We start from the raw sequence: 25,223 nt of genomic DNA, 5'->3' as shown, positions 1-25,223 counted from the left end.
TTATCCTACCAGTTTGTCGTAACCGGCCTTGTCGAGCAGACCGGAGAGCTGGCCTTCGTCGGAAAGCTTCAGCTTGAACAGCCAGCCTTCGCCTTCTGCGGCCTGATTGATAAGGGCTGGATCGCTTGCAACGGCTTCGTTGACTTCGACCACTTCACCATCGACTGGCGCGTAAACGTCGGAAGCGGCCTTGACCGATTCCACAACCACGATGCCTTCACCCTTGGTGGCCGTGCGGCCGACGTCCGGCAGTTCGACGAAAACGAGGTCACCCAGTTGTTCCTGTGCGTGGATCGTAATGCCGACAGTGGCAACGCCGTTTTCGACGCTGATCCACTCGTGATCTTCGGTGAACAGGATATTGGCCATGGAAATCATCCTTTGCGATAGCGATGCGGAGTGAAGGGAAGCGCCGAAACGTCAACGGGAACCTTGTTGCCGCGAACGTCAGCGAAAACACGTGTGCCGGGGGTAGCGAGGCTTGCCTCGACATAACCCATGGCGACTGGGAAGCCTGCCGATGGACCGAACCCACCGGAAGTAACTGTTCCGATCTGGCGACCGGACTCATCAAAAAGATCGGCTCCGCCGCGAACCGGCTGACGGCCTTCCGGCTTCAGGCCGACGCGCTTGGCAGATGCGCCCTTGGCGATCGCGTCCAGCACGGCTTTTGCGCCGTTGAATGCAGCCTTTTCGCGCACGGCTTTGGTGATTGCCCATGTGAGGCCCGCCGAAACAGGATCCGTTTCCGGCGTGATGTCCTGACCGTGCAGGCAGAGACCGGCTTCAAGGCGCAGACTGTCGCGAGCAGCCAGGCCGATCCATTCGACGCGCTCGTCGGCAAGCAGTTTCATTGCAAGCGCACGGGCTTCATCGGCTGGAACGCCGATCTCGAAACCATCCTCGCCGGTATAGCCCGAACGGGTCATGAACCAGCCAGCCTTGGGTTCAAACCCGCTCATGAAAGCAAGCTCGGCACCAGCCAGCCCGGCATCATTGATGACGGCTTCCGCTTCCGGTCCCTGAAGAGCAAGAAACACACGGTCAAGCGGATTGACCTTAACGTCCTTGCCCGATGCAGCTTCCGTCAAATGCTCGATATCGGCATCGGCATTGCCCGCATTGGCGACAACCATGAAACGGTCTTCGCCAAGACGCGTGACGATCAGATCGTCCAGAACGCCGCCATTATCATTGAGGAAGAAAGTGTACTTCGACTGGCCTTCCTTCAGCACAGTCGGGTCAAGCGGACAGGTTTCGGCAAGAAGCGCAGCGGCATCCGCACCCGAAACCTCGATCAGCTTCATATGAGAAATGTCGAAAAGGCCCGCATGTTCACGCGTATGAAGATGTTCCTTCATGACGCCCAGCGGATAGGTGATCGGCATGTTCCAGCCAGCAAAGCCGCCGAAGCGCGCGCCAGCCTGTTCATGCAAATCCTGCAAAGGCAGGGTATTCAAATGTGCGGTATCGCCCATAACAACTCCAGAGTCGCACGTGTGCCTCCGCAAAATGCGGTTGCTTCGTGCCCCTCTGTCTCAGGCCTGAGAGACTCGCATGGCTATATAGAAAGCCATACTTACACCTTCGGCGCAGGGTTTCCCCTGACTTTCCAGAGTTGTCTTACCCGTCTGCGGTTCCTTGTACCTGAGAGATTTCGGGCGATTTCCCCTTCGGCGGCCAGTTGGCGCTCTCCCGCAGACAGACAGTGCAAGAACGTCACATGATATGGCGTCCCGACACCCGACGGAACTCCCTTACTCCAATCCGGCGCGCAAGTCATGTAGAATTGTTGTCTCTAACCGACGATTTCCCGGACTTTTGCGACAAAATTTTAAGCGGACAGGAGGTCCGGATTTATACTCTATTATACATGCATATTGCGGCACAGACGAGACCGCGCATTTACCGGCAACTAAATCCGTTGGACGTGCCGCTCTCCATCACATTTTGTGGAGCAGTTTTTCGGCCAGCGAATTTTTAAAGAAGTTTTAACCAGTTAGCTGCCGGAGCAGCCTGAATCCGGCCGATTTGCCTAACAGGGCATCAGATTGTGATCGCATGATGACCAAGCTGCGCAAAAGGCGTGCAACTGACAAGCTTTAACGCATTGCAGCTATGCAAATCTGTCTCTCCAATTCGAAATGCTTCAAGCCTATATGCTGTTTGCAACAAAGAGATAAGATTTTACTAGGTGAGAGAAATGAACCTGATCCGCTCGTACAACAACTGGCGCCGTTACCGTAACACCGTAAACGAACTGAGCCGCCTGAGCCCACGTGAACTGAACGACCTTGGCATCCTGCCTTCGGAAATCCCGTTCGTTGCACGCAAGGCCGCTGCTCGCTAATAGCCCATCCGGAAGGCATCAGCCTTCTTCAAGGATCGCGAGTCCCCATAACCGCGCGGTCCTACAGTTTCCAGAATATCACCGGGGTGCTTTCTCCTCCTCCCATTTCCTCGGTGATTCAAGACCGGATGTCCTCCTCCCAAGTCCGGTCTTCCCCATAAAACACCTGTCGCCTCCTCCCGCGACGGGTGTTTTCGTTTATGGGCTGTATTTATGCCTCCTGCGAGGCAGGTGTTGCCGCACCGCGTCTGTCGAATGCAATCGAGATTGCAAAGACCGCCAGACCAGATAAGGCAAGCAATGCGCCGACTGTTCCCGTCGACGTCCAGCCATAGCCCCATGCAACCGCAAGACCGCCGAGCCAAGCACCGAGCGCATTGGCGAGATTGAGCGCGGAATGGTTGAGGGCAGCCGCCAGCGTTTGCGCATCCGCCGCTACATCCATCAGACGCGTTTGCAATGCGGGGACGAGTGCAAACCCGCCGCCGACCAGAAGCACGTTCAAGAATGCAGTCACAGGATGCTGCATGAGGACGGGGAATGCCAACATGACGGCCATATCATAGAGCAGCACCAGACCAACCGTTCCCATAACCGAACGATCTGTCAGTCGCGACCCAACTATATTGCCAAGCACCATGCCGAGGCCGAACATCGCGAAGACGAAAGGCATCCATTTCACATCGACATGCGAAACCTCGGTAACTGTTGCCGCGACATAGGTAAAAACGGAAAACAGGCCGCCCGTGCCAATTGCACCAATCCCAAGCGTCAGCCAGACTTGCTTGCGGCGAAATGCTCCCAGTTCGCGCAGGGGTGACGCCCCCTCCTCTGCAGGCTGTTTGGGTACATAGATCGCGACCAGCACCATAGTTAGCATTGCGATCAGGCCAACGGATGCAAACATTGCGCGCCACCCGGCAATCTGGCCGAGAGAGGTCGCAAGCGGCGTCCCGCACAATGTCGCAATGGTCAGTCCCATCATGACCCGTCCTACAGCCTGAGCACGCTTGCCCGGTTCCGCCAAAGATGCGGCGACAAGTGAAGCAACGCCGAAATAGGCTCCGTGAGGAAAACCAGCGACGAACCGCATCATGTAAAGACCGGCATAGTCCTGCATGAATGCGCTTGCGAGATTACCGAAAGCGAATAGCCCCATCAGCAGGAAGAGGAGCTTGCGGCGGTCAAGCTTTGCGCCGATCACTGCAAGCACCGGTGCGCCAATCAGAACACCGAGCGCGTAAGAACTGATGAGATGGCCGCCTTGCGGTATGGTCACCTCAAGATCACGCGCGATATCGGGCAGCAGCGCCATAATGGCGAACTCACCGGTACCTATACCGAAGCCGCCGATGGCAAGCGCTAGTTCCGCCAATCGTGCAGACGAACGTAGCGAAGTTTCCGGCGATGAAGCCGAAGGCTGAATTTTGGACATGAATGGGCCTGAAGGGAATGGAGGATGTCGGACAACCCTACCACTCCTTTCAGGCAAAGGCGATACGCATTGCTGCGGCGCTTTGACGGCTCAAAACAAACGATTATCTGGCCGCGACCGCCTCGATTTCGACCTTGAATTCCTCACGTGTGAAACCGGAAACGATCATCAGCGTGGAGGCTGGCGCTGGTTGCGGGAACAGCCTGTCACGAACATCCATATAAGGACGCATATAGGCCCGGTCTGTCACATAGGCGTTGATACGCACGACATCGGAAAGGTCCATACCGCCATCGCGCAAAATACGGCGAATATTCTCGAAGCAGAGTTCAGCCTGAGCGCCTGCGTCTTCCGGCACATTTCCATCCCGCGCGATGCCTAACTGACCGGAACAGAAAATCATTTCAGCACCGGCTTTAACCTTCACGCCATGGCTGTAGGCGGCAAAGGGTGCTGCCATGTCAGCAGGCAGCAGATGTTTCAAACTGTTCATCGTGAATCCTCAAGATTTCGGCGCAGCGGCCAGCATTTCTTTCAGCCGCGCCGCCCCGGCGGCAATATCGGCCTCGGTCGGATTAATACCCGCAGCCAGCAGACGGCGCGCGATCATATGGTCTGCCGGACGATTGATGGAATCGACAGCCACAAGCCTGTCACCGGCAAAATGGAAGATGGAAAATGCATTTTCTTCCGGGTTCCCCGAAAGGATATGCCGATCAGCATCGAAGGAAAGTCCTGCCGTCTGCAGCTTCATATCGCCCTGATCAGACCAGAACCAGGCGACTTCCCGAAACGGCGCTTCGCGTCCGACAATGGTGCGCGCCACATGCTTTGCCTGATCGGTCGCGTTTTGTACCGATTCCAGCCGTACCCGGCGACCAGCATGAAAGTGATCGTAGCTCACGCAATCGCCAATGGCGTAGACATGGCTAGCAGAAGTACGCAGGTTCTCGTCGACAATAATCCCGTTGTCGATTGCAAGTCCCGCCGTTACTGCAAGCTCGACATTTGGCACCGCACCAGTGCCGATCACGACCATATCCGCCGGGAATATCGTGCCGTCTGCAGCTTTCACGCCGATAACATGGTTATTTTCCCCCTCGACTGCCGCCACGCCGAGACCGGTTAAAAGTGTGATGTTAGCGGCGCGGCTGCGCGCTTCCACATGGGCAGAGATATGCGTTGCAACCGAACGCCCCAGCACACGAGGCGCCGCTTCGATCAGAACCGTCTTTTTGCCAAGCGCGATTGCGCTATGGGCCATTTCGAGGCCAATGAAACCGCCACCGATAATGACGACATTCTCGACATTCGGCATTGCCGCTGCGATACGGCGTGCATCTTCCATCCGGCGCAGCGTAAAGACACCTTCGAGCCCGACACCTGGTACATTGGGAATGCGCGCACGTGCGCCGGTCGCGAAGATCAGTTCAGACCAGTTCAACACGTGCCCATCATCAAGCGCGACCGTCTTGTCGGCAATCGATACGGCATCGACGTGATGGCCGAACAGCATCTCGATATTATTGTCGCGATAGGTTGCTTCCGGGCGCAACACCAGGCCACCGCCTTCCGGGGCTTTCAAATAGGATTTGGAGAGCGGAGGCTTATGATAGGGAATATCGGTTTCGTCGTTGATGAGAACGATTTCGCCTGCATAGCCTTCCTGCCGAAGGCTGATAGCGGCCTGCGAACCGGCATGGCCGGCACCAATGATAATGCATCTGTCGTCCATAGGACCTCCGGAAATTTCCGCGCATCATAAACACGTCACGGCCCGTCGCGTGACCGAATAGCCACGGATTCACACCTTAATTGCACGCAATTCGAATATTTAAAACATTTAGTTTGACCGATCGGTCAGATTGTTTAGTAGGATATGTCTAACGCCCTTGGCCCGAGCGTGTAGGAGTTGCAATCTTGAAACGATATTGGTCCGATTATACGAGCGAGGCATTCTCCCGCCTCGATCGCGAGAAGCTCGTGGCGGTTCTGCCCGTCGGCGCAATCGAACAGCACGGACCGCACCTGCCGCTGGCGGTCGATGCCGCGATTGTCGACGGCATGGTGAAGGAAACAATCGCCCGCCTGCCTGAAACAAGCCACGCGCTTTTCCTGCCGACGCAGGCCATTGGCAAGAGCAACGAACACAGTCTTTATCCCGGCACGCTGACGTTCTCGGCAGAGACGATCATTCGCATGTGGTGCGAAATAGGTGGCTGCGTGGCGGCAAGCGGCGTTCGCAAGATGGCGCTTCTCAACAGCCATGGCGGCCAGATCAGTGTCATGGATATCGTGGCACGAGAACTTCGTATCCGCCACAATATGATGGTTGTGAGCATCAACTGGTTCGGTCTCGGAATGCCGGAAGGCGTCTACAGCGACCACGACGCCAAGCACGGCATTCATGCCGGTGACATGGAAACCTCGGTGATGCTGGAAATGCATCCAGACCTGGTCGACATGTCGAAAGCCCAGGATTTCCGCACTCTTACGGAAACTTTTGCACGTGATTTCAAGCATCTTGCGCTGAGCGGCGGCGCGAAGCCTGCCTGGCAGATTCAGGATATCAATCCCTACGGCGCCGCTGGCGACGCAACGCTCGCGACTGCCGAAAAAGGTCGAGCGACCATCGATTTTGCCGCCGAGCGGCTGGTCGAGGTTCTCGCAGAAATCGAACGAGCGCCGCTTTCCTGGCTCGACAATCAACCAGCCTGGTAAGGACAATGAGCGTGGCCCCCAACTCGCAAGCTTCGTCCTCTCTGATCGAGATAGACGGCGTCTACAAGCAATATGGCACTGGTGTGATGGCCGTGAGCGACATGTCGCTCACGATCGAGCAAGGCCAGTTCGTCAGCTTCCTTGGTCCATCGGGCTGCGGCAAGAGCACAGCGCTGCGTATGATCGCCGGTCTGGAATCGATTTCCGCCGGTGATATCCGCGTCAACGGCCATGCTCCCGGCAAAGGTCCTATCGGAGCGCAGGATATCGGCTTTGTTTTTCAGGAGCCGACGCTGATGCCGTGGGCCAGCGTTTTCGACAATGTCTATCTGCCGCTGCGCCTTGCCGGTATCTCCCGCAAGGAGGCGACCCCGCGCGTTGAAGAAGCTCTGGCACAGGTTGGCTTGTCACGCTTTGCCAAGGCTTTTCCACGAGAGCTCTCAGGCGGCATGAAAATGCGCGTTTCCATCGCCCGCGCGCTAGTTACACGTCCGCGCCTTCTCTTGATGGATGAACCTTTTGCGGCACTCGATGAAATGACGCGCTTCAAGCTCAATAATGACGTGCTGCGCCTCTGGCAGGAACATGGCCTGACGGTGATCTTCGTCACTCACAGCGTTTACGAGTCGGTCTACCTGTCAAACCGCGTTATCGTCATGGCGGCAAGACCGGGCCGAGTGGTTGCCGATATACCAATCATTGGTTCCTATCCTCGCGCCGAAAATTACCGCACGACAGACGCATATGCGAAATATTGCGCCAAGGTTTCCGACGCGCTGACCGCGACGCTTTCTTCTCAAGATATAGACCATTGAGGGCGGGAAGATGAACCAGATGCAAAACGAACTGCCAGTCCTCAATTCCGAACAGGATCGCCTCGCCCGGCGCGAGCGCACTTTGCGCATCATGATGCCGACATTGGCAATCATCATCGCGCTCGGCATATGGGAAGGCCTTGTCCGCTACTATCAGGTACCGCATTACCTGATCCCAGCTCCTTCGCTGGTCGCCGAGACCCTGATCAAGGACGGTCCATCCTTAACGGCATCCATGTGGTTTACCGTCAAGCTAACCCTGATTTCGCTGGCCTGTGCCATTATTGGCGGCGTTCTGCTCGGCATGATCTTTGCCCTATCGCGCCCGATAGAAATGGCGTTCTTTCCCTTCGCCGTAATCCTGCAGGTCACACCGGTCATTGCTATTGCGCCGCTCATCCTCATCTATGTACGCGATACATTTTCAGCCCTGTTGATCTGCGCCTGGATCGTGGCGTTCTTTCCGATCCTCTCCAACACGGTAATAGGATTGCGCAGCGCCGACCACAATCTGCGCGATCTGTTCAAGCTCTACCGCGCCTCGCCATGGCAGCGCCTTCGCTATCTGCTGGCACCAAGCGCTCTGCCCTATTTCATGGCCGCGCTGAAAATCGCTGGCGGCCTGTCACTGATTGGTGCGGTTGTAGCTGAGTTTGTTGCCGGTACGGCAGGCCAGAGCACCGGTCTTGCCTCGCGTATTCTGGAATCGAGCTTTCGCAACGAAATTCCGCGCATGTTTGCGGCACTTTTCCTCGTGTCGCTGCTCGGCATCGTGATTTTCCTCATCACAAGCTGGTTGTCGCGCTTCGTCCTCGGACGCTGGCACGAAAGCGAAATCCGTCGTGAGCGCTAAAATGCTGACTGGCGTCGCCATAGCCGGACGTTCCGGACACTACGACATCAAGATCGAAGGTGATCGCATCGCATCGCTTGTTCCGTCGCAGGCAGTTGGCGGCGGACTTGTCACCCCACTTTTTGCGGATGTCCACGTCCATCTCGACAAGACGTTCACGATTCAGCGTATTGCAGAAAATGGCAGCGCCAGAGTGGATTGCCTGTTCGACGCCATAGACCTGATGGGCACAGATCGGACGAACTGGAGCGCGGAAGATATCCGCACTCGCGCTAGCAGAGGCATTGAGGCTGCGTTCGAACAAGGCGTCGGCGCCATGCGCAGCCATGTGGACTGGACGACACCGGAAGTTCCTGTTGCATGGCCCGTTCTGAACGAGCTGCGCGAGGAATGGAAAGACCGGATCGACCTTCAGCTGGCGGCACTTGTGCATGGTGATCTGGTGCTTGATGCAGGCTCACAAATCGCGGCCCGTGTTGCAAAAGACGGCGGCGTCTTCGGAGCGTTCTTCTATCGCAACGCCGATCTTGAAGCCAAAATCGAAGAGATGTTCCGCCTCGCCGTGCAGCATGATCTCAATCTCGACTTCCATGTCGATGAAGGTCTGGATGTCGAAGCAAACGGGTTTTCGCTGATAGTATCGGCAACCAAACGCCATGGCATGGCTGGTCGGGTGCTGTGCGGTCATGCCTGCTCGCTATCACTGCGCAAGCCGGACGAACTGCAGCGTATCCTGGACGCTGCCGCGGATGCAGGCACGGCACTCGTTTCGCTACCCACGACAAATCTCTATCTGCAAGACCGGATCGGCGGAAAGTCTCCGCGCCTGCGCGGTGTTGCACCGTTGAAGGAAGCGCGCGCAGCAGGCATGGATGTCATGCTCGGTTCCGACAATGTCCGCGATGCATTCTATCCCTATGGCGATTACGACCCGCTCGCCATTCTTCGTCTCGCAGCGCCGGTTTGCCATGTCGAGCCGCAGGACTGGCTCGACAGCATCACCACCCTGCCCGCCCGCCTTATTGGCAGCGAATGCGTGCAGCAACCGCAGGCAGGTGGCGTGGCCAGTTTTGTCTGGCACGACGCAGCAGACCTGAACGATCTCATCAGCCGCCCGCAGGCCCGCCGCGTCGTCTGGCGTAATGGCGTTGCCGTGCCTCAAATCAACGGGAGAGCCACATGAATTCTGCCGCTCCACAGCGCATCTACGACTGGGCCGCATTTCGCGCCGAAATCGATGGAATCCGCATTTATGACGACCCAAAGCAAGTCGAACTGCGCTCGCGTGATTATTTCTGGTATAGCCCGATCCTCACCGAAGATATCGGCCATTATGTCGGCGATCTCGTCGTCATCCCGAAAGATCAGGATGAGGTGCGTCGCGTAGCGGCAGCCGCCGCGAAGCTGCGTATTCCGATCACCGTTCGCGGTGGAGGTACCGGCAATTACGGTCAATGCGTTCCGCTCGAAGGCGGCATCATTCTGGACATGACCAAGATCGACCGCATCGTCTCCATCGAACCCGGCAAGGTTCGCGTGGAAGGCGGCGCGCGCATTTCGCGCCTCGACGATGCCGTGCGCGAAACCGGTCAGGAACTGTTGATGTATCCGTCAACCCGCCGCATCGCCACGATTGGCGGCTTCTTCTCAGGTGGTTCAGGCGGCATCGGCTCATTGCGTCACGGCATGTTGCGCGACGATGGCAATGTCTATTCGGTCAAGGTTCTGACTGTCGAACCGGAGCCGAAGATTATCGAATTGACCGGACGCGACATTCATAAAGTCCAGCATGCCTATGGCACCAACGGCATCATTCTGGAACTGGAAATCGGTCTTACCAAGGCAACGGACTGGATACATACTGCAGCCTTGTTCGATAGTTACGAGGCAACGCTCAACTTCTGCCTCAAGGCGCTAGAAGGCAATCTCGACTGCTATCTTCTGACCACTGTAGATCGCCGTTTTGCGCGCTTTTACACCAAGTTCGGCGACCTATTCCCATCCGACAAGGATGCGGTTTTTGCCATGATTGCCCCGGAAGAAATGGCTCGTTTCGAAGCGCTCGCCACTGAATTTGGTGGCAAGATTTCCTTCGCCATGACGCTGGATGAATTGCACAAGAACGGGCTGCAACCCGCTTATGAATGTGGCTGGAACCACACAACCTTGCAGGCACTGAAAGCCGAGGAAGGCTGGACCTATCTGCAGGTCGCCTATCCGCGTCCGTTTGACGTGGATGTAGTGACACGCCAGATCAAGCGCTACGGCGAAACGCAGTATATGCATCATGAAATGGCGCGCCTTGAAGGAGAAGTGCAGATTTTCGCGCTTCCGCTTGTTCGCTTTGAAGGCCGTGACGAGATGTACCGCCTGATCAAGGAACTGGAGCAGGTTGACGGTTGCGATATCTACGATCCGCATGCCTACACCATCGAGGATGGCGGCATGAAAGAAATCGACAGTGTCCAGATCGAATTCAAGAAACTGGCAGACCCATATGGCCTGCTCAATCCGGGCAAAACGCGCGGCTGGACCGCTGACATGGCTTCGACTGATTAAAACAAGGGGAACCAAATGAAAAAGACACTGGTTGCGGCGTTGGCTGCACTTTCCATGGGCCTTTCTGCACAGATGGCCTATGCGCTCGACAAGGTGACGCTCGGCACCAACTGGCTCGCGCAAGCCGGTCACGGCGGTTTCTATCAGGCTGTCGCAGATGGTACCTATGAAAAATACGGCCTCGATGTGCAAATCGAAATGGGCGGACCGCAGGTCAACAATCGCCCGATGCTTGCTGCAGGCCGTCTCGACTTCCTGCTGACCGGAAACTTGCTACTGTCGTTCAACAATGTCGCCAACGGCGTGCCGACGACGGTTGTTGCCGCGTTCTACCAGAAGGATCCGCAGGCATTGATGGCGCATGAAGGTGCGTACAAGGACTTCAAAGACCTGGCCAATGCCGAAACGATCCTGATTTCGAAGGACGGCCAGTTCTCGTTCTGGCCATGGCTCGTCAAGGATTTCGGCTTCAAGGACGAACAGCTGCGCCCTTATGGCTACAGCCTCGCCCAGTTCCTCAACGACAAGAAAGTCGTGCAACAGGCCTATGCGACCGCCGAGCCGATCTATGCAGAAAAGGAAGGCGCTAAGGTTACGACCTATCTCCTCGCCGACTACGGTTACAGCACTTACGGCAATACAATCGAAACCCGTCAGGATCTGATCGAAAAGAACCCTGATCTGGTACAGCGCTTCGTCAGCGCTTCCGTGGAAGGCTGGACCAATTTCCTCTACGGCGACCGCAGCAAAGCCTATGAACTGATCCTGAAAGACAATCCGGATATGAGCAAGGAAACGCTCAATGCGGAACTGGAGCGGATAAAGAACCTTCAGCTTATCGACAGTGGCGATACGCTTGAAAAGGGAATTGGCGCAATCTCGATGGATCGCGTCAAGGCGTTCTACGAACTCGCCCGCAAGGCAGGGATTGTCAGCGGCGACGAACTCGACATGAGCAAGGTCGCGACCGATGCCTTCGTAAACAAGGGCGTAGGGCTCGACATCAAGAAAAAGCTGGGGCAATAACCCCTCCTCAATCGCGGCAGGCATGAATGAACAACGGCGACGAGAATGACGACACCGAACTGACCGGACGGGACAAGGTTCTCGGACGCAGGCGGCGCATTCTCGGTGCAATACGGGCTGCCGCGATCGATGAATTTGCCGAAAAAGGCCTTGCGGGGGCATCCACGCAAGGCATTGCGCACCGCGCCGGTCTCACCAAGCCGCAACTGCACTACTATATTTCGAGCAAGGAAGAGCTTTACGAGGATATCATCGTCTACATCCTCGAAGAATGGGAAGACATATTCCTCGGGGCCAGTACCGAAGATGACCCTGCCAAGGTGATCCGCCAATATATCCGCGCCAAGCTCGAATATAGCCAGAAAAGCCCCAAAGCCTCGCGCCTTTTCACCACCGAAATTGCCAATGGCGCACCTTATCTGAGCCGCCATTGGAAAAAGCACGTCGCAGCGACCCATAATGCAGTGAAACTCATCCAGTCGTGGGTGGATGATGGTCGGATCAAACCTGTCGATCCCCTACTATTTCAGATGCATATCTGGGCCGTCACCCAGCATTATGCCGACTTTGAAACGCAGGTTCGCAGCATGATGGAACTCAACAAGGACGAACCGCTCGATCTCGAAAGGATCGAGAAAGAGGTTTCGGCGCTGTTTCTGCGGGCCTGTGGGTTGGAATAAAACGCGTACCGACAACCCTTTCAGCGTAATCCTTCAAGTTCCGCGATGCGGGCGGCACTGTCTTTTTCAAGCATTCTGGTCATTTCGCGAATGACCGTTTCCGCCAGCACAAAGAGCGCTGCCGAAGAATCCCAGGCTGACGGTACGGCCGTACGTCCCGCCAGAACATGGCGCGCCACGCGTGCAATCGGTGAAAGCCACTGGTCGGTCACGAGGATGACTTCCACGCCTCGTGACCTTGCCGTCTCAGCCAGTTTCAAAAGACTGTCCTGATAACGACGAATATCGAAAACCACCAGAACATCACGCTTTCCCATATCGAGAAGACGGTCACGCCACACGCTCTCCTGTCCGCCCAAGTGAAAGACATGCGGGCGAATGACCGTCATATGCGCCGCCATATATTGCGCAATCGGATCGGTGAAGCGCCCGCCAATCAGATAGACATTGCCCTTGGCGTCACTCAAAGCCGACACGGCCTGCCGCAACTGCTTTGCACCCAAATGCCGGAAACTTTCACGAATATTCTCAAGCGTATGTTCCACCGCCGGATAGGCTGTGTCTCGCCCGGTTCCCGGCTGTTCGTTGCGGTGGTGCGGTGATTGCAGTTGAGCCGCAAGTTCATCCTGCAAGCGCGCTTGAAAATCAGGATAGCTCTGAAACCCGAGCCTGTTCACAAAGCGCAATATCGTTGGGGAGCTGACACCGGCCAAGCCGGAAAACTCCGCGACAGTTTTTAGTCCCAGCATCGGGTAATTGGCGATCAGCGTCTGGGCGGCACTGCGCTCGCCCGCTGGCATCGTGTCGATCCGTTCATTGATCAATTCCGCAACGCTTGCATGCACCGGCACAGCACTTCCCATTCCTGAACACCCTTTTTGAATTCGGGCGAAATTGTGTTTGACAAATAATCATAGGACGTATCAAATAATCCGCAATAGCGCATAATTGGAAAAAACGTAACATAAGTTACAGCGCGGGGAACGAACAGAATGACGGACGAGCGAGAACATCGCACGGCTACGTGCGAGCCTGTTTCTGTCTTCAACAAGAATGGGGAAAGTCCCTATCTTCTTGTCTGCGAGCACGCATCCAATTTCATTCCCGAGACTTTCAAGGGGCTCGGTCTGGAGGGAGATGCCTTGCAGGCACACATCGCGTGGGACCCCGGCGCGGTGGAAGTCGCAAGGCATCTCGCCTCGTCCCTTCACGCGCCGCTCGTCGAAAGCCAGCTTTCGCGACTGCTGATTGATTGCAATCGTCCACTCGACGCTCACGACCTCATTCCGGAAATCAGCGAGACAACCGTGGTTCCCGGAAATCACGCGCTCAATTCCATGGAACGTCTGGCACGTATCGATCTTTCACATCGGCCATTCCACACTGCTGTCGAACACGTGATTGCAGAGCGTGCGCGACGAGGACAGGCATCCTGGATCGTGACGATCCACTCCTTCACGCCCATCTATCGCGACGTCCCCCGCCCCTGGCCGATCGGCATCATCCACGACGAAGATGACCGGATCGGCAAGCCGTTAATCGCCGCACTGCGAAAAGATCCAGCGCTCAATGTCGGCGTCAACGAACCCTATTCACCAGCCGATCGCGTCTATTACACGCTGGAGCGGCACGCGCGTCCGCGCAATGCGCCCTGCGTGATGATCGAACTTCGCAACAATGAGATTGCCGATGGTCCGGCACAGATTGCCTGGGCCGAAAAACTCGCAACGATATTGAGGGACATTGCGAAAGCAATTGACCCTCGCAACACAGAACAGAAAGCCTGAAGGAGCGGGAAATGCCGAAGCCGATCAGACTGTTCGTCAAATATGTTGATGCAGTGAATTACTATGTCGGGCGCTTCGCGATGTATCTCTTCTTCGTGCTCGGTGCCTGCCTTCTATATTCGACTTTTTCGCGTGTTGTTCTCGGAGTACCGGTCAACTGGGTATTGGAAATGTCCCAGTTTCTGCTCTCGGCCTACTATCTGCTCGGTGGAGCATACGCCATGCAACAGGGCGCGCATGTGCGCATGGACCTGTTCTTTGACCGTCTTTCACCGCGCAGGAAAATGATCACCGACATGATCACCATCCTGTTCATCATCTTCTATCTCGGTGTGATGGTCGCCGGTGGCATTTCATCGACCAACTACGCCATCGTTTACAGCCAGAAGAACTATACCGCCTGGGCGCCGCTTCTCTGGCCGATCAAGCTCATCATGACTGTCGGTATTCTCCTGCTGCTGCTGCAATGCGTCTCCAATTTCTTCAAGGACTGGGCCTCCCTGCGTGGACAGCCGATCAGCACCATTGCGGGTCCTGCCATTGAGGAAGGGCATCACATATGAGTTCGGAATTCATAACGCTCTTCATGTTTGCAACCATGATGGTGCTGCTCATGACCGGGCAGCGCGTATTCGGCGTGATCGGTTTTGTCGGCTCGCTCGCCGCGCTTCTGCTTTGGGGCAAAGGCTCGTTCGAGATGCCGTATAATGCCACCTTTGCGGTGCTGAACTGGTATCCGCTTATCACTGTGCCCTTCTTCGTCTTCATGGGCTACATGCTCTCGGAATCGGGCATTGCCAGCAATCTCTACCGCATGTTCCACGTGTGGTTCGGCGGCATTCGCGGCGGTCTGGCACTGGGTACGATCGGCCTGATGGTCATTATTTCCTGCATGAACGGCCTGAGCGTCGCAGGCATGGCAATCGGCGCTACCGTCGCACTGCCAGAGCTTCTCAAGCGTGGCTATAACAAGGTTATGGTAACGGGCGTTATCCAGGCGGGCAGCTCGCTTGGTATCCTTATTCCGCCAAGCGTCGTGCTGGTACTTTATGCGATGATTGCCCGGCAGCCGGTATTGCAGCTCTGGCTCGCAGGGATTGGTCCCGGCCTTCTCATGGCCGCGCTCTTTGCGATCTATATCTACATACGCTGCCGCCTCCAGCCCGAGCTCGGACCGACTTTGCCACAAGAAGAACTGGACAGGATCACATGGCACGACCGCTTCGTCGCGCTACGCGCAGGCATTCTGCCACTCGTGGTCTTCGGCGCGATGATGGGCCTGTTCCTCACCGGCGTTACCAGCCTTGTTGAAAGCTCGGCCGTCGGCGCATTACTTGCAACGCTTGCCGCGCTTTTCACCGGACGCCTCAACAAGATTGTCTGGGAAACCACGTCACGGAACAGTCTCACCGTCACCTGCATGTTCCTCTGGATCATTCTGGCTGCACTCTGCTTTTCGTCGGTCTACGATGGCCTCGGAGCGGTGAAAGCCATTGAAAGCGTGTTGCTGAACACCTTCGATCTGTCGCCCTGGACAATCCTGATACTGATGCTGTTTTCGTTCATCATATTGGGCATGTTCCTTGATGACACGGCAATGCTGGTCATCGTGGCACCGCTTTACATACCGCTGGTCAAGAGCCTCGGCTTCAACGCCATCTGGTTCGGTGTGCTCTACACGATCACCTGCCAGATCGCATATATCACGCCGCCTTTCGGGTACAATCTATTCATGATGCGGGCCTTGGCCCCGAAGGAAGTCACGCTGATAGACATCTATCGTTCAATCGTACCGTTCTTCTTCCTCATGGTGCTGACCATCATCCTTCTGATGATCTTTCCGCAGATCGCGATGTGGTTGCCCAACTGGTACACCGGACGATGACGATAATTACGGGAGAATGCGCATAAGCCGGTGACAAGAGCCAGAACGGCCAGACCGGAACACATAAAGGGTGAACTCAAACAAGAGTGGGAGAATGGGCATGAGTGAGAATAGCAAGCTTAACAAACGCGATTTTCTCAAGAAAGCCGGGCTGACAACTGTTGGCGCGCTGGGTGCAAGCACGCTTGCAACGCCATATGTGAGGGCGCAAAGCCCAATCAAATGGCGGCTCCAGACTTATGCAGGTCCGGCACTTGCAGAGCACGTCATCAAGCCGTCTATCGACGCCTTCAACAAGGCTGCCAATGGCGAGATGGTGATCGAACTTTATACTGCCGACCAGCTTGTGCCGCAGGGTGAGCTGTTCCGCGCGGTTCAGTCCGGCACAATCGACGCCGCGCAAAGTGATGACGACTCCATGGCGTCACCAGTCGATGTCGCGGTGTTTGGGGCTTATTTCCCCTTCGCATCGCGCTACAGCCTCGATGTGCCTGCCCTGTTCAACTGGTACGGACTCAATGAAATCTGGGAGGAAGCCTATAAGGAAATTCCGGGCGTCACATGGCTCAGCGCCGGTTCCTGGGACCCCTGCAATTTCGTAACCACCAAGCCGATCCGCAGCGTTGCTGACCTAAAGGGACTTCGGGTCTTCACATTCCCGACCGGTGGCCGCTTCCTGACCAAATTCGGCGTCGTGCCTGTCACGCTGCCTTGGGAAGATATCGAAGTCGCTATCCAGACGGGTGAGCTTGACGGCGTTGCATGGTGTGGCGCGACCGAGGCCTATACAGTCGGCTGGGCCGACATCAACAAATACTATCTGACCAACAATATCAACGGCGCATGGGCCGGTTCCTATTTCGCGAATACCGAGAAATGGGACGCTGTGCCGGATCACTTGAAGACGCTCTTCAAGCTGGCAATGGACTCATCGCATTATTATCGCCAGCATTGGTACTGGTGGGGCGAAGCTCACTATCGCACCACCGGTGGGAAGCTGGAACTGACAACTATTCCGGAATCGGAATGGAAGCAGATCGAGGACGCTGCCGAACAGTTCTGGGATGAAATCGCAACCAAGAGCGAGAGAAACGCGAAGGTGGTCGCAATCCTGAAAAAATATCAGGAAACCATGCGAGGTGCGGGTGCACCTTACCGTTATGCCTAAGGATTTTGGACGCGGCACACTGTGCCGCGTCCATCACTTTTTTCCGTTCTGGAGCGAGCATAAATGGCCGGACAATTGACTTTCGATGCATTGAAAAAAGCTGTTGCGAATGATGAAATCGATACGGTTCTCGCATGTTTTGTGGACATGCAGGGACGCTTGATCGGCAAACGCTTCTACGGGCAGTTTTTCGTGGAATCTGGTTACGACGAGACCCACGGCTGCAATTATCTTCTTGCCGACGATATCGATATGGAACCGGTGCCGGGCTATGAGGCCGCCGGATGGGACAAGGGCTATGGTGATTTTGTCATCAAGCCGGATCTTTCAACCTTGCGCGTCGCCACATGGCTGGAAAAGACCGCCATCGTGCTTTGCGACGTGCTCGATCATCACGACCATCAGGATCTGGCGCATTCCCCGCGTGCTATCCTTAAGAAACAGCTCGCGCGCCTGCACGAGCGCGGCTATCGCGCCTATTTCGCGTCTGAGCTTGAGTTCTATCTTTTTGACGAGACCTATAAGACAGCCCGCGCAAAGCACTGGCAGGATATGGAAACGGCATCTCCTTACGTACAGGATTATGTCATCCACCTGACCACCAAGGAGGAACCGGTTCTACGCGCAATGCGCAACCAGCTCGCGGCAGCGGGAATTCCGGTCGAAAACTCCAAGGGCGAATGGGGTCCGGGACAGGAAGAACTGAATGTGCGCTATGCCGAAGCGCTCGAAATGGCAGACCGCCATGTCATCATGAAGAATGCGATGAAGGAAATCGCCGAAGCACACGGCAAATGCATCACCTTCATGGCCAAGTATGATTACGGCAAGGCTGGAAGCTCCAGCCACGTGCATAATTCCATCTGGAGCGCCGATGGCAAGGAACCGCTCTTCTTTGATCCGAAAGCCCCATACACTATGACGCCGTTGATGCGTTCCTGGGTGGCCGGACAGCTCAAATACGCCACCGACTACACCTATTTCCTGGCGCCCTACATCAATTCCTACAAGCGCTTTCAGGCAGGCACTTTTGCGCCAACGAAAATCATGTGGAGCCAGGATAACCGCACTGCAGGTTTCCGCCTTTGCGGCGAAGGCACGAAAGGCATCCGTATCGAATGCCGCATCGGTGGTGCTGATCTCAATCCATATCTGGCCTTTGCAGCGCTTATCGCATCGGGCTTGCAAGGCATAGATGAACAACTGGAACTTGATGAGCCCTTTGTCGGCGATGCCTATAGTGCGGTCAAACTCAAGGAAATTCCTTACACGCTCCGGGAGGCCGCACAGGCGCTCAAGAACTCGTCGTTTCTCAAGGAAGCTTTTGGGGAGGCTGTGGTCAACCACTATGTCCACACCGCCCATTGGGAGCAGATCGAATACGACCGGCGCGTGACCGACTGGGAACTACATCGCGGTTTCGAGCGCTATTGACCCGCGTGACCGGTCCCGAAATGAATAACGCAATGCCAGACTTCAGAGGAAATTGCAGATGAGCGGCACGGCCAAGATCATCTCTCCGATAGACGGCTCGGTATATGCCGAGCGTCCTTTTTTAAATGAGGCTGCAATCGCCTCGACGGTGGCGGCAGCGCGCGCTGCGCAAACAGGCTGGGCTCAGTTGAGTATTGCTGAGCGCGCGCGCTATTGCCGGGCCGCACTGGATGCGCTTGCCGGGATGCAGGAAGAGATTATCCCTGAAATCGCATGGCAGATGGGGCGCCCGACCCGTTACGGCGGGGAGAATGGCGGCGTTCAGGAACGCGGCCAATATATGATCGACATCGCCGAAGAGGCGCTGAAACCTTATGTGCCCACACAGAAGGATGGTTTCCGTCGGTATGTGAAGCACGTGCCGCTCGGCGTGGTTCTGGTGATTGCACCGTGGAACTATCCCTATCTCACCGCCGTCAACACAATCATTCCCGCACTTATGGCCGGGAATACCGTGATCCTCAAACATGCAACGCAGACACTTCTGGCTGGTGAACGCTTTGCAAAAGCGTTTGAGAAGGCCGGGCTGCCCAAGGGTGTCTTCCAGAATATCGTTCTCGATCACGCATCGACCGAAAAGTTGCTTGCATCCGGCACAATTGACCACGTGAATTTCACCGGCTCGGTTGGCGGGGGGCGCGCCATCGAAAAGGCTGCTGCAGGCACATTCATGACGCTCGGGCTGGAGCTTGGCGGCAAGGACCCGGCCTATGTGCTTCCTGATGTCAATCTGGACCATGCCGTCGCCAATCTGGTCGATGGTGCTTTTTTCAATTCCGGCCAGTGCTGCTGCGGGATCGAGCGCATCTATGTTCATGAAGCAGTCTATGACCGCTTCGTCGATGGTTTCATCGACCTGACGAAGCAATATGTCGTCGGCAATCCGCTGGATAACTCAACGACGCTTGGACCAATGGCGCAGGCGCGCTTTGCCGATCTCATCCGCGAGCAGAAGGCGGAAGCGTTGCGCAAGGGTGCGAAGACCCACGTCAATATGAGCGTCGAGAATGATCGCGCGGGCTCTCCCTATGTCGCGCCGGAAGTGCTCACCAATGTCGACCACCAGATGAGCGTCATGCGTGAAGAAAGCTTCGGCCCCATCGTCGGCATCATGAAAGTACGCAATGACGAGGAAGCTCTCGCGCTCATGAATGACAGCATCTACGGCCTCACAGCTTCGCTCTGGACAGCAGATACGGACCACGCTGCCGCTCTCGGTGACCGCATCGAAACGGGCACGGTTTTCATGAACCGCTGCGATTATCTCGACCCCGCACTTGTCTGGACCGGGGTCAAAGACACTGGCAAGGGTGCTGCCCTGTCACCCATCGGCTACGGCAACCTCACGCGACCGAAATCCTTCCACCTGCGTGAGAAAATCTGATCTGAATTGAATTTCTGGAAAGCAATCGACATGACCACTTTGACTGCCAAATGGAATTTCCCCACCACCGTGCTTTTTGGCCCAGGCCGCATCAAGGAATTGCCTGCCGTCCTCAAGGCCGCTGGCATTCAGAATCCGCTCTTTGTGACTGACCCCGGTCTGGCAAAACTTCCAGTGGTGGCGTCCACGCTCGCTATTCTGGATGAAGCCGGTGTGAGATACGGGGTTTTCTCCGACGTCAAACCTAATCCGGTCGAAAGCAATCTCTATGCGGGCGTTGAGGTCTTCAAAAGCGGCAAGCATGATGGTGTCATCGCTTTTGGTGGTGGTTCAGCGCTCGACCTCGGCAAGCTGATTGCCTTTCAGGCAGGGCAGACACGACCGGTCTGGGATTTCGAAGACATTGGTGACTGGTGGACGCGCGCTGACAGCAAAGCAATTGCCCCGATCATTGCCGTGCCCACGACCGCTGGCACAGGATCGGAAGTTGGCCGTGCAGGTGTCTTGACCAACGAAGCGACCCATACCAAGAAGGTCATCTTCCACCCCAAGATGCTGCCGGTCACAGTCATTGCCGATCCTGAGCTTTCCACCGGAATGCCCCCTTTCATCACTGCGGGCACTGGCATGGACGCACTGGCACACTGCCTTGAAGCCTATTGCGCTCCGGGATTTCATCCGATGGCCGATGGCATCGCGGTGGAGGGTATCCGTCTGGTTCTTGAAAACCTTCCCACCGCCTATGCCGATGGCAAGAATATTGAAGCGCGTGCGAACATGATGGCAGCGGCCGCAATGGGTGCAACGGCCTTCCAGAAAGGGCTCGGCGCAATCCATTCGCTGTCGCATCCCATCGGTGCCCTTTATGATACCCATCATGGCATGACGAATGCGGTTTTCATGCCCTATGTCCTGCTTCAGAACCGATCTGCCATCGAAAAGCGTATAGAACGGCTTGCCGATTATCTCGGCATCAAGGGCGGATTCGACGGATTTCTGGCAGCAGTCATGAAATTGCGGAGCGATTTGAGCGTCCCCAATACGCTGCCCGAATTCATCAAAGGCCTCACAATGGATGACGCCCGGAAAGACCTGATTGCCGAGATGGCTATCGTCGATCCGACCGCTGGCGGCAACCCGATTGAATTGACAAAAGAACGCGCGTTGAAGTTGCTAAATGCTGCACTCGAAGGTAAGGTCTGACACGCTGAATTCAGGCTCGGCGAGGGCCATAGAAGTAAGCATCGCACCACCTATGGCGGGGGGCGATGCATTGGGGAGCAGGTTCTTGGGGAGGAGCCTGCTCCCTTTCATTTTGCGCAACATTCAGGCCTGCCCAAAATAGCGAAAACCCGGCTTTCCGCCTGTAGAGAAGCGGGAACAAATCGATATTTCAAGCGTTTACCTTAATCACCTAAGACGGAGGGTTGCACGTGAATATCTTCAAACAGACCTGTGTCGGTGCGTTGGCCGTGATCTTCGGAGCGACGTCCATCGCGCCGACAATGGCAGCGCCTTTGAATCTGGAACGTCCGGTCATCAATCATAATGTGGAACAGGTGCGCGATCATCGCCGCCCGCCACGTCACTATAATGGCCATAGGCCCCACCGGCCGGGATACTGGAACGGTCATCGCGGCTATCGGCATTATCGTCATGGCTATCGTCGCTATAATGACGGGTGGTGGTATCCGCTGGCAGCTTTCGGCGCAGGTGCCATCATTGGCGGTGCCGTAAGTCAGCCTCGCCCCGTTTATCGTGCACCGAGGATGTCCAACGCGCATGTTCAGTGGTGCTATAACCGCTACAAATCCTATCGCTCCTCGGACAATACATTCCAGCCCTATAATGGGCCGCGCAGACAGTGCTATTCGCCCTATTCTCGTTGATAATTGGAAAAGCGCCTTTTGAGGGCGCTTTTTCATATATTTTACGATGTGCCGAACAGAAACGTGATGAAATTTCCGGTTTCTGCGATAACCCAATGCTGGACGCCTCTCTCAAAGAGGAATAAGCAAGCCCGCGTCATAACAATGTCGCGGGCAAAATTTTCTTCGTTCCCATTCTTTTGCGACATGACGGACAATATTCAGAACGTGGATGGTGAAAGAAATGTGCTCGACTTTCTCCACGACCAGTTCAGTCCAAAGCCGGCAGTCGCTCTTTAGCTGCGTGCATTGCGCGGGCAACAGAACGATTTCGGCACAACCTTGAGTTTGAGAATGTCGCATACCACCGCCGCAAGCCCCGCTCCTACCAATGCGCAACGTCTGGCGATGACCGCTCTGATCGTTGGCGGAATCGCTATTGGCAGCTCGCCGATCTTTGTCCGACTTTCCGAGGTGGGTCCGCTCGCAACAGGCTTCTGGCGTCTTGCACTCGCAGTTTTACCGCTTCTGCTCATGGATGGTCGCGAACGGCGCGACGAAAAGGATACTACCCCGCTCACGCTGTCCGACTGTTTGCGCCTCGCCCTGCCAGGCCTGTTTATCGCTTTCGACCTCGGCGCGTGGCACTTGTCGCTGCACATGACATCCGTTGCAAATGCCACGCTGCTTGCCAATATGGCGCCGATTTTCGTGACATTGGGCGCTTGGTTGCTTTTCAAATCGCGCGTGAGCACGTCTTTCATGATCGGCCTTGCCGTCGCGGTCATTGGCGTCGTCGTGCTAAAGGGTGGACCGGGCGAGCTTCTCCAGTCCCAATCGTCCGGCGATGCGATGGCGCTTCTGGCCGCAGTCTTCTATGCCGGTTACATTCTCTCGGTTGGCCGCTTGCGCAGCCGCTTTTCCACCATGCGCATCATGCTGTGGAGCAGCGCGATTGCAGCCGTCTTTTCGCTGCCGGTTGCGTATTTCATGGAAGGTCAGATACTGCCTGCCACGCTCTATGGATGGCTTATTCTTGCAGGCCTCGCATGGGTAACTCATGCCGCAGGCCAGAGCATGATCGCTTATTCCCTCGCCTATCTTCCGGCATCGTTCTCGTCACTCACCCTGCTTCTGCAACCGGTTGTCGCAGCGTTTCTTGCCTGGACTATCCTGTCGGAACCTATCGGCATGTTACAGGCTCTGGGCGGCATCATCGTGATATCGGGCATTTTGATCGCTCGAAGAGGATAAGATATGAAAAAGCCCCGGTTTCCCGGGGCTTTCTTACGGAGCTGATTACTCAGCCAGCCATTCCTTGATGCGGTCCGGATGGTCAGCGATATATTTATCGACGGCCTTCTCATAGGACGTTTCCTGCGCATCGAACATTGCAGCTTCGAGCTCGCTGATCGGAATGCTCATCTTGGTCAGCAACGAAGCAACTTTCGGATTGTCTTCCTTGAAGCCCTTACGTGCAATGGCGTCGATATGTTCGGCACCACCCAGTGCGCCTTCAGGATCGGCAATATAGCGGAGCTTGTACTTGCCGAACATCCAGTGCGGGCTCCACGAAGTTGCCACGAACCAGCCGTCGGAACGTGTGGCGCGATCAACTGTCGTCAGCATGGCCGCTTCACTCGAAATATTGAGCTTGTAGTCCAGCCCATATTTCTTGATCGCTTCCTGCGACAGACGAGTGAGGCCTGCGCCCGGATCGATGCCCTGAATTTCGCCCTTCAGCTTCTCGCGAACTTCCGGCTTCTTCAGGTCTTCAATGGAGCTGATCTCGCTTTCCGGGATGTAAGCCGGAACAATCCAACCGAGCTTTGCACCTTCATAGAGCGGGCCTAGGTCTTCGACCTTGTCCTTCACGCGTGCATAGTAATCGGCGTGCGTTTCCGGCAGCCAGGCCATCATCATGGCATCGATATCGCCACGGCTCACGCCCTGATAAAGTGGGGCCACGTCCGTCTGAACCAGCTCAACCTTCTGGCCGAGATTGTCTTCGATCAGTTTCTTGGCAAGTTTGGTGACGAACTCAGCATCCGACCAAGGTGCCCAGCCGATCTTCACCGGCTTGCCGTCCTGCGCAAATGCTGCGCCCATAGTCATCGTTCCCGCCACAACTGCCGCCAGACCGAATTTGGTTAGTTTGCCTAACATAGCTTCTCCTTTTCGATTGGTATCAGTTCCCATTGTTATTATTGGGTTATTCTTGGTTATTTTGGCTTTCTTCATGCTTCCTGCTTGCGAAAGGACGAGGCGGACTGAGTGTCCGCCGCCTTTCTTAAAGATGCGAACCTTTTGAAAAATCCGGCTCCGCCCTTGCCGAAGCTCTGGGTAATGCGGTCGAGAATGACCGCCAGAATGACCACTGCAAGGCCACCTTCAAAGCCGAGGCCCACATTGAGGCGCTGGATGCCGGTCAACACTGTATTGCCGAGGCCGCCCGCACCGATCATCGACGCGATGACCACCATTGAAAGCGACAGCATGATCGTCTGGTTGATGCCGGCCATGATCGAGGGCATGGCGTTTGGAAGCTGCACTTTGAACAGAAGCTGCCGTGACGTGCAGCCGAAGGCCAGCCCGGCTTCAACGAATTCGGCATGTACCTGCCGGATACCAAGATTGGTCAGACGCACAACCGGCGGCATGGCGAAAATCACCGTCGCAATTGTTCCGGGCACGGCACCGAGGCCAAAGAACATTGCTGCCGGAATGAGATAGACGAAAGCGGGCATCGTCTGCATGAGGTCGAGCACCGGGCGCACAATCGAGGCGACTGTATCGCTGCGCGCCATGGCGATGCCAAGCGGAATGCCGATCACGACAGCAATAACCGTTGATGCCAGCACCAGAGAGAGGCTTTCCATCGTGCCCGTCCACAATTCCATGTGGATGATAAGGCCCAATGCGAGAGCCGTGAATATCGCGAACTTCCACCCCACACGCCACAGCGCGAGCAGTGTAAGAATTGCGACCCCACCTATCGGCGGGACTGCGAGAAGAGCGTTTTGAATACCGTCAGTCACAAAACCGATGGCGGCTGCGATCATATCGAGCGCAGGCGTAAAGTGGTCGAGAATGTAGTTGACCACAACATCCGCCCATCCGCCGACACTGAAATTCAAATCCATGTTTTACCGTCCATTTCCGTATTTCTTCTGGATTGGACCAATTCTGCCTTCATCA

Annotated in this window: 25 protein-coding genes and 1 riboswitch; of the genes, 17 read left to right on the top strand and 8 right to left on the bottom strand. The window is 55.9% G+C overall.

Going from position 1 to position 25,223, the window contains the following annotated elements; translation table 11 throughout:
* Complete coding sequence (gene gcvH / locus ABDF71_RS23315) at positions 1–369, bottom strand: glycine cleavage system protein GcvH (RefSeq protein ID WP_010659049.1); 369 nt, start codon at positions 367–369, stop codon at positions 1–3.
* Between the two features lie 5 nt (positions 370–374).
* Positions 375–1,478, bottom strand: coding sequence for a glycine cleavage system aminomethyltransferase GcvT (gene gcvT / locus ABDF71_RS23310; protein ID WP_010659050.1), 1,104 nt, complete (start codon positions 1,476–1,478; stop codon positions 375–377).
* 146 nt (positions 1,479–1,624) lie between these two features.
* Positions 1,625–1,708, bottom strand: a riboswitch (glycine riboswitch).
* Positions 1,709–2,203: 495 nt separating this feature from the next.
* On the opposite strand from gcvT, the gene ABDF71_RS23305 reads away from it, so the two are divergent.
* Positions 2,204–2,350 carry a DUF1127 domain-containing protein gene (locus ABDF71_RS23305; protein WP_002965914.1) on the top strand — a complete coding sequence of 49 codons (147 nt, stop codon included), beginning with the start codon at positions 2,204–2,206 and terminating at the stop codon, positions 2,348–2,350.
* 211 nt (positions 2,351–2,561) lie between these two features.
* Here ABDF71_RS23305 and ABDF71_RS23300 read toward each other — a convergent pair whose 3' ends face one another.
* The 3 genes from ABDF71_RS23300 to ABDF71_RS23290 form a co-directional block, all read right to left on the bottom strand.
* On the bottom strand, positions 2,562–3,785 hold the full coding sequence (locus ABDF71_RS23300; protein ID WP_012093218.1) for an MFS transporter: 1,224 nt from the start codon (positions 3,783–3,785) through the stop codon (positions 2,562–2,564).
* Positions 3,786–3,888: 103 nt separating this feature from the next.
* Positions 3,889–4,278: a RidA family protein gene (locus tag ABDF71_RS23295; RefSeq protein ID WP_010659052.1), complete on the bottom strand. Its 390-nt coding sequence runs from the start codon at positions 4,276–4,278 to the stop codon at positions 3,889–3,891.
* 9 nt (positions 4,279–4,287) lie between these two features.
* Positions 4,288–5,520 (bottom strand): NAD(P)/FAD-dependent oxidoreductase, encoded by a 1,233-nt coding sequence (locus tag ABDF71_RS23290; protein ID WP_125301175.1) that lies wholly within the window; start codon positions 5,518–5,520, stop codon positions 4,288–4,290.
* Positions 5,521–5,705: 185 nt separating this feature from the next.
* On the opposite strand from ABDF71_RS23290, the gene ABDF71_RS23285 reads away from it, so the two are divergent.
* From ABDF71_RS23285 to ABDF71_RS23255, 7 genes are read left to right on the top strand one after another with little or no spacing between them, the layout of a single operon-like run.
* A complete protein-coding gene (locus ABDF71_RS23285) occupies positions 5,706–6,506 on the top strand; it encodes a creatininase family protein (protein WP_010659054.1) in 801 nt (266 codons plus the stop codon).
* Between the two features lie 5 nt (positions 6,507–6,511).
* The gene (locus tag ABDF71_RS23280; RefSeq protein WP_010659055.1) at positions 6,512–7,321 is read left to right on the top strand and encodes an ABC transporter ATP-binding protein; all 810 of its coding nucleotides are present in this window, start codon (positions 6,512–6,514) and stop codon (positions 7,319–7,321) included.
* A gap of 10 nt (positions 7,322–7,331) precedes the next feature.
* Positions 7,332–8,174: an ABC transporter permease gene (locus ABDF71_RS23275; protein ID WP_029375997.1), complete on the top strand. Its 843-nt coding sequence runs from the start codon at positions 7,332–7,334 to the stop codon at positions 8,172–8,174.
* Positions 8,164–9,357, top strand: coding sequence for an amidohydrolase family protein (locus ABDF71_RS23270; RefSeq protein ID WP_235918615.1), 1,194 nt, complete (start codon positions 8,164–8,166; stop codon positions 9,355–9,357). The genes ABDF71_RS23275 and ABDF71_RS23270 overlap by 11 nt, the downstream gene beginning before the upstream one ends.
* Positions 9,354–10,733, top strand: a complete 1,380-nt coding sequence (locus ABDF71_RS23265; protein WP_151663213.1) for an FAD-binding oxidoreductase — start codon at positions 9,354–9,356, stop codon at positions 10,731–10,733. Before ABDF71_RS23270 ends, ABDF71_RS23265 begins: the two co-directional genes overlap by 4 nt.
* Positions 10,734–10,748: 15 nt before the next feature.
* A complete protein-coding gene (locus ABDF71_RS23260) occupies positions 10,749–11,759 on the top strand; it encodes an ABC transporter substrate-binding protein (RefSeq protein ID WP_010659059.1) in 1,011 nt (336 codons plus the stop codon).
* Between the two features lie 26 nt (positions 11,760–11,785).
* Complete coding sequence (locus tag ABDF71_RS23255; protein ID WP_010659060.1) at positions 11,786–12,439, top strand: TetR family transcriptional regulator C-terminal domain-containing protein; 654 nt, start codon at positions 11,786–11,788, stop codon at positions 12,437–12,439.
* 20 nt (positions 12,440–12,459) lie between these two features.
* Here ABDF71_RS23255 and ABDF71_RS23250 read toward each other — a convergent pair whose 3' ends face one another.
* Entirely contained in the window at positions 12,460–13,302 is an 843-nt protein-coding gene (locus tag ABDF71_RS23250; protein ID WP_010659061.1) for a MurR/RpiR family transcriptional regulator, read from the bottom strand.
* 129 nt (positions 13,303–13,431) lie between these two features.
* Here ABDF71_RS23250 and ABDF71_RS23245 point away from each other — a divergent pair, with 129 nt between their 5' ends.
* The 9 genes from ABDF71_RS23245 to ABDF71_RS23205 all read left to right on the top strand — a co-directional run bounded on the left by ABDF71_RS23245 (position 13,432) and on the right by ABDF71_RS23205 (position 23,279).
* Positions 13,432–14,226 carry an N-formylglutamate amidohydrolase gene (locus ABDF71_RS23245; RefSeq protein WP_151663214.1) on the top strand — a complete coding sequence of 265 codons (795 nt, stop codon included), beginning with the start codon at positions 13,432–13,434 and terminating at the stop codon, positions 14,224–14,226.
* 11 nt (positions 14,227–14,237) lie between these two features.
* Positions 14,238–14,789 (top strand): TRAP transporter small permease subunit, encoded by a 552-nt coding sequence (locus ABDF71_RS23240; protein ID WP_010659063.1) that lies wholly within the window; start codon positions 14,238–14,240, stop codon positions 14,787–14,789.
* Positions 14,786–16,111, top strand: coding sequence for a TRAP transporter large permease (locus tag ABDF71_RS23235; RefSeq protein WP_012093234.1), 1,326 nt, complete (start codon positions 14,786–14,788; stop codon positions 16,109–16,111). The genes ABDF71_RS23240 and ABDF71_RS23235 overlap by 4 nt, the downstream gene beginning before the upstream one ends.
* Positions 16,112–16,211: 100 nt before the next feature.
* Positions 16,212–17,279 (top strand): TRAP transporter substrate-binding protein, encoded by a 1,068-nt coding sequence (locus tag ABDF71_RS23230; RefSeq protein WP_012093235.1) that lies wholly within the window; start codon positions 16,212–16,214, stop codon positions 17,277–17,279.
* A 63-nt stretch (positions 17,280–17,342) separates the two neighbouring features.
* Positions 17,343–18,713, top strand: a complete 1,371-nt coding sequence (locus tag ABDF71_RS23225) for a glutamine synthetase family protein (RefSeq protein ID WP_010659066.1) — start codon at positions 17,343–17,345, stop codon at positions 18,711–18,713.
* 58 nt (positions 18,714–18,771) lie between these two features.
* On the top strand, positions 18,772–20,157 hold the full coding sequence (locus tag ABDF71_RS23220) for an aldehyde dehydrogenase family protein (RefSeq protein WP_151663215.1): 1,386 nt from the start codon (positions 18,772–18,774) through the stop codon (positions 20,155–20,157).
* Positions 20,158–20,187: 30 nt separating this feature from the next.
* Positions 20,188–21,360, top strand: coding sequence for an iron-containing alcohol dehydrogenase (locus tag ABDF71_RS23215; protein WP_151615204.1), 1,173 nt, complete (start codon positions 20,188–20,190; stop codon positions 21,358–21,360).
* 230 nt (positions 21,361–21,590) lie between these two features.
* On the top strand, positions 21,591–22,046 hold the full coding sequence (locus ABDF71_RS23210) for a BA14K family protein (RefSeq protein ID WP_010659069.1): 456 nt from the start codon (positions 21,591–21,593) through the stop codon (positions 22,044–22,046).
* 333 nt (positions 22,047–22,379) lie between these two features.
* On the top strand, positions 22,380–23,279 hold the full coding sequence (locus ABDF71_RS23205) for a DMT family transporter (RefSeq protein ID WP_151663216.1): 900 nt from the start codon (positions 22,380–22,382) through the stop codon (positions 23,277–23,279).
* A 45-nt stretch (positions 23,280–23,324) separates the two neighbouring features.
* On the opposite strand, the gene ABDF71_RS23200 is transcribed toward ABDF71_RS23205, so the two are convergent.
* Positions 23,325–24,191 carry a glycine betaine ABC transporter substrate-binding protein gene (locus ABDF71_RS23200; RefSeq protein ID WP_010659072.1) on the bottom strand — a complete coding sequence of 289 codons (867 nt, stop codon included), beginning with the start codon at positions 24,189–24,191 and terminating at the stop codon, positions 23,325–23,327.
* A 71-nt stretch (positions 24,192–24,262) separates the two neighbouring features.
* A complete protein-coding gene (locus tag ABDF71_RS23195) occupies positions 24,263–25,168 on the bottom strand; it encodes an ABC transporter permease (RefSeq protein ID WP_151663217.1) in 906 nt (301 codons plus the stop codon).
* Between the last annotated feature and the right edge of the window lie 55 nt (positions 25,169–25,223).

This window comes from Ochrobactrum sp. WV_118_8, assembly GCF_039631535.1.
In the GTDB taxonomy this organism is placed as follows: Bacteria; Pseudomonadota; Alphaproteobacteria; order Rhizobiales; family Rhizobiaceae; genus Brucella; species Brucella anthropi.
The sequence above is the reverse complement of the archived record's forward strand: the minus strand, read 5'-3'. Positions and strand labels throughout refer to the sequence as shown.

Excerpts from the sequence above, each read along its gene's own strand:
- gcvH (WP_010659049.1), bottom strand. The coding sequence starts at position 369 with ATGGCCAATATCCTGTTCACCGAAGATCACGAGTGGATCAGCGTCGAA.
- gcvT (WP_010659050.1), bottom strand. The coding sequence starts at position 1,478 with ATGGGCGATACCGCACATTTGAATACCCTGCCTTTGCAGGATTTGCAT.
- ABDF71_RS23305 (WP_002965914.1), top strand. The coding sequence starts at position 2,204 with ATGAACCTGATCCGCTCGTACAACAACTGGCGCCGTTACCGTAACACC.
- ABDF71_RS23300 (WP_012093218.1), bottom strand. The coding sequence starts at position 3,785 with ATGTCCAAAATTCAGCCTTCGGCTTCATCGCCGGAAACTTCGCTACGT.
- ABDF71_RS23295 (WP_010659052.1), bottom strand. The coding sequence starts at position 4,278 with ATGAACAGTTTGAAACATCTGCTGCCTGCTGACATGGCAGCACCCTTT.
- ABDF71_RS23290 (WP_125301175.1), bottom strand. The coding sequence starts at position 5,520 with ATGGACGACAGATGCATTATCATTGGTGCCGGCCATGCCGGTTCGCAG.
- ABDF71_RS23280 (WP_010659055.1), top strand. The coding sequence starts at position 6,512 with ATGAGCGTGGCCCCCAACTCGCAAGCTTCGTCCTCTCTGATCGAGATA.
- ABDF71_RS23275 (WP_029375997.1), top strand. The coding sequence starts at position 7,332 with ATGAACCAGATGCAAAACGAACTGCCAGTCCTCAATTCCGAACAGGAT.
- ABDF71_RS23265 (WP_151663213.1), top strand. The coding sequence starts at position 9,354 with ATGAATTCTGCCGCTCCACAGCGCATCTACGACTGGGCCGCATTTCGC.
- ABDF71_RS23260 (WP_010659059.1), top strand. The coding sequence starts at position 10,749 with ATGAAAAAGACACTGGTTGCGGCGTTGGCTGCACTTTCCATGGGCCTT.
- ABDF71_RS23255 (WP_010659060.1), top strand. The coding sequence starts at position 11,786 with ATGAACAACGGCGACGAGAATGACGACACCGAACTGACCGGACGGGAC.
- ABDF71_RS23250 (WP_010659061.1), bottom strand. The coding sequence starts at position 13,302 with ATGGGAAGTGCTGTGCCGGTGCATGCAAGCGTTGCGGAATTGATCAAT.
- ABDF71_RS23245 (WP_151663214.1), top strand. The coding sequence starts at position 13,432 with ATGACGGACGAGCGAGAACATCGCACGGCTACGTGCGAGCCTGTTTCT.
- ABDF71_RS23240 (WP_010659063.1), top strand. The coding sequence starts at position 14,238 with ATGCCGAAGCCGATCAGACTGTTCGTCAAATATGTTGATGCAGTGAAT.
- ABDF71_RS23235 (WP_012093234.1), top strand. The coding sequence starts at position 14,786 with ATGAGTTCGGAATTCATAACGCTCTTCATGTTTGCAACCATGATGGTG.
- ABDF71_RS23230 (WP_012093235.1), top strand. The coding sequence starts at position 16,212 with ATGAGTGAGAATAGCAAGCTTAACAAACGCGATTTTCTCAAGAAAGCC.
- ABDF71_RS23225 (WP_010659066.1), top strand. The coding sequence starts at position 17,343 with ATGGCCGGACAATTGACTTTCGATGCATTGAAAAAAGCTGTTGCGAAT.
- ABDF71_RS23220 (WP_151663215.1), top strand. The coding sequence starts at position 18,772 with ATGAGCGGCACGGCCAAGATCATCTCTCCGATAGACGGCTCGGTATAT.
- ABDF71_RS23215 (WP_151615204.1), top strand. The coding sequence starts at position 20,188 with ATGACCACTTTGACTGCCAAATGGAATTTCCCCACCACCGTGCTTTTT.
- ABDF71_RS23205 (WP_151663216.1), top strand. The coding sequence starts at position 22,380 with ATGTCGCATACCACCGCCGCAAGCCCCGCTCCTACCAATGCGCAACGT.
- ABDF71_RS23200 (WP_010659072.1), bottom strand. The coding sequence starts at position 24,191 with ATGTTAGGCAAACTAACCAAATTCGGTCTGGCGGCAGTTGTGGCGGGA.
- ABDF71_RS23195 (WP_151663217.1), bottom strand. The coding sequence starts at position 25,168 with ATGGATTTGAATTTCAGTGTCGGCGGATGGGCGGATGTTGTGGTCAAC.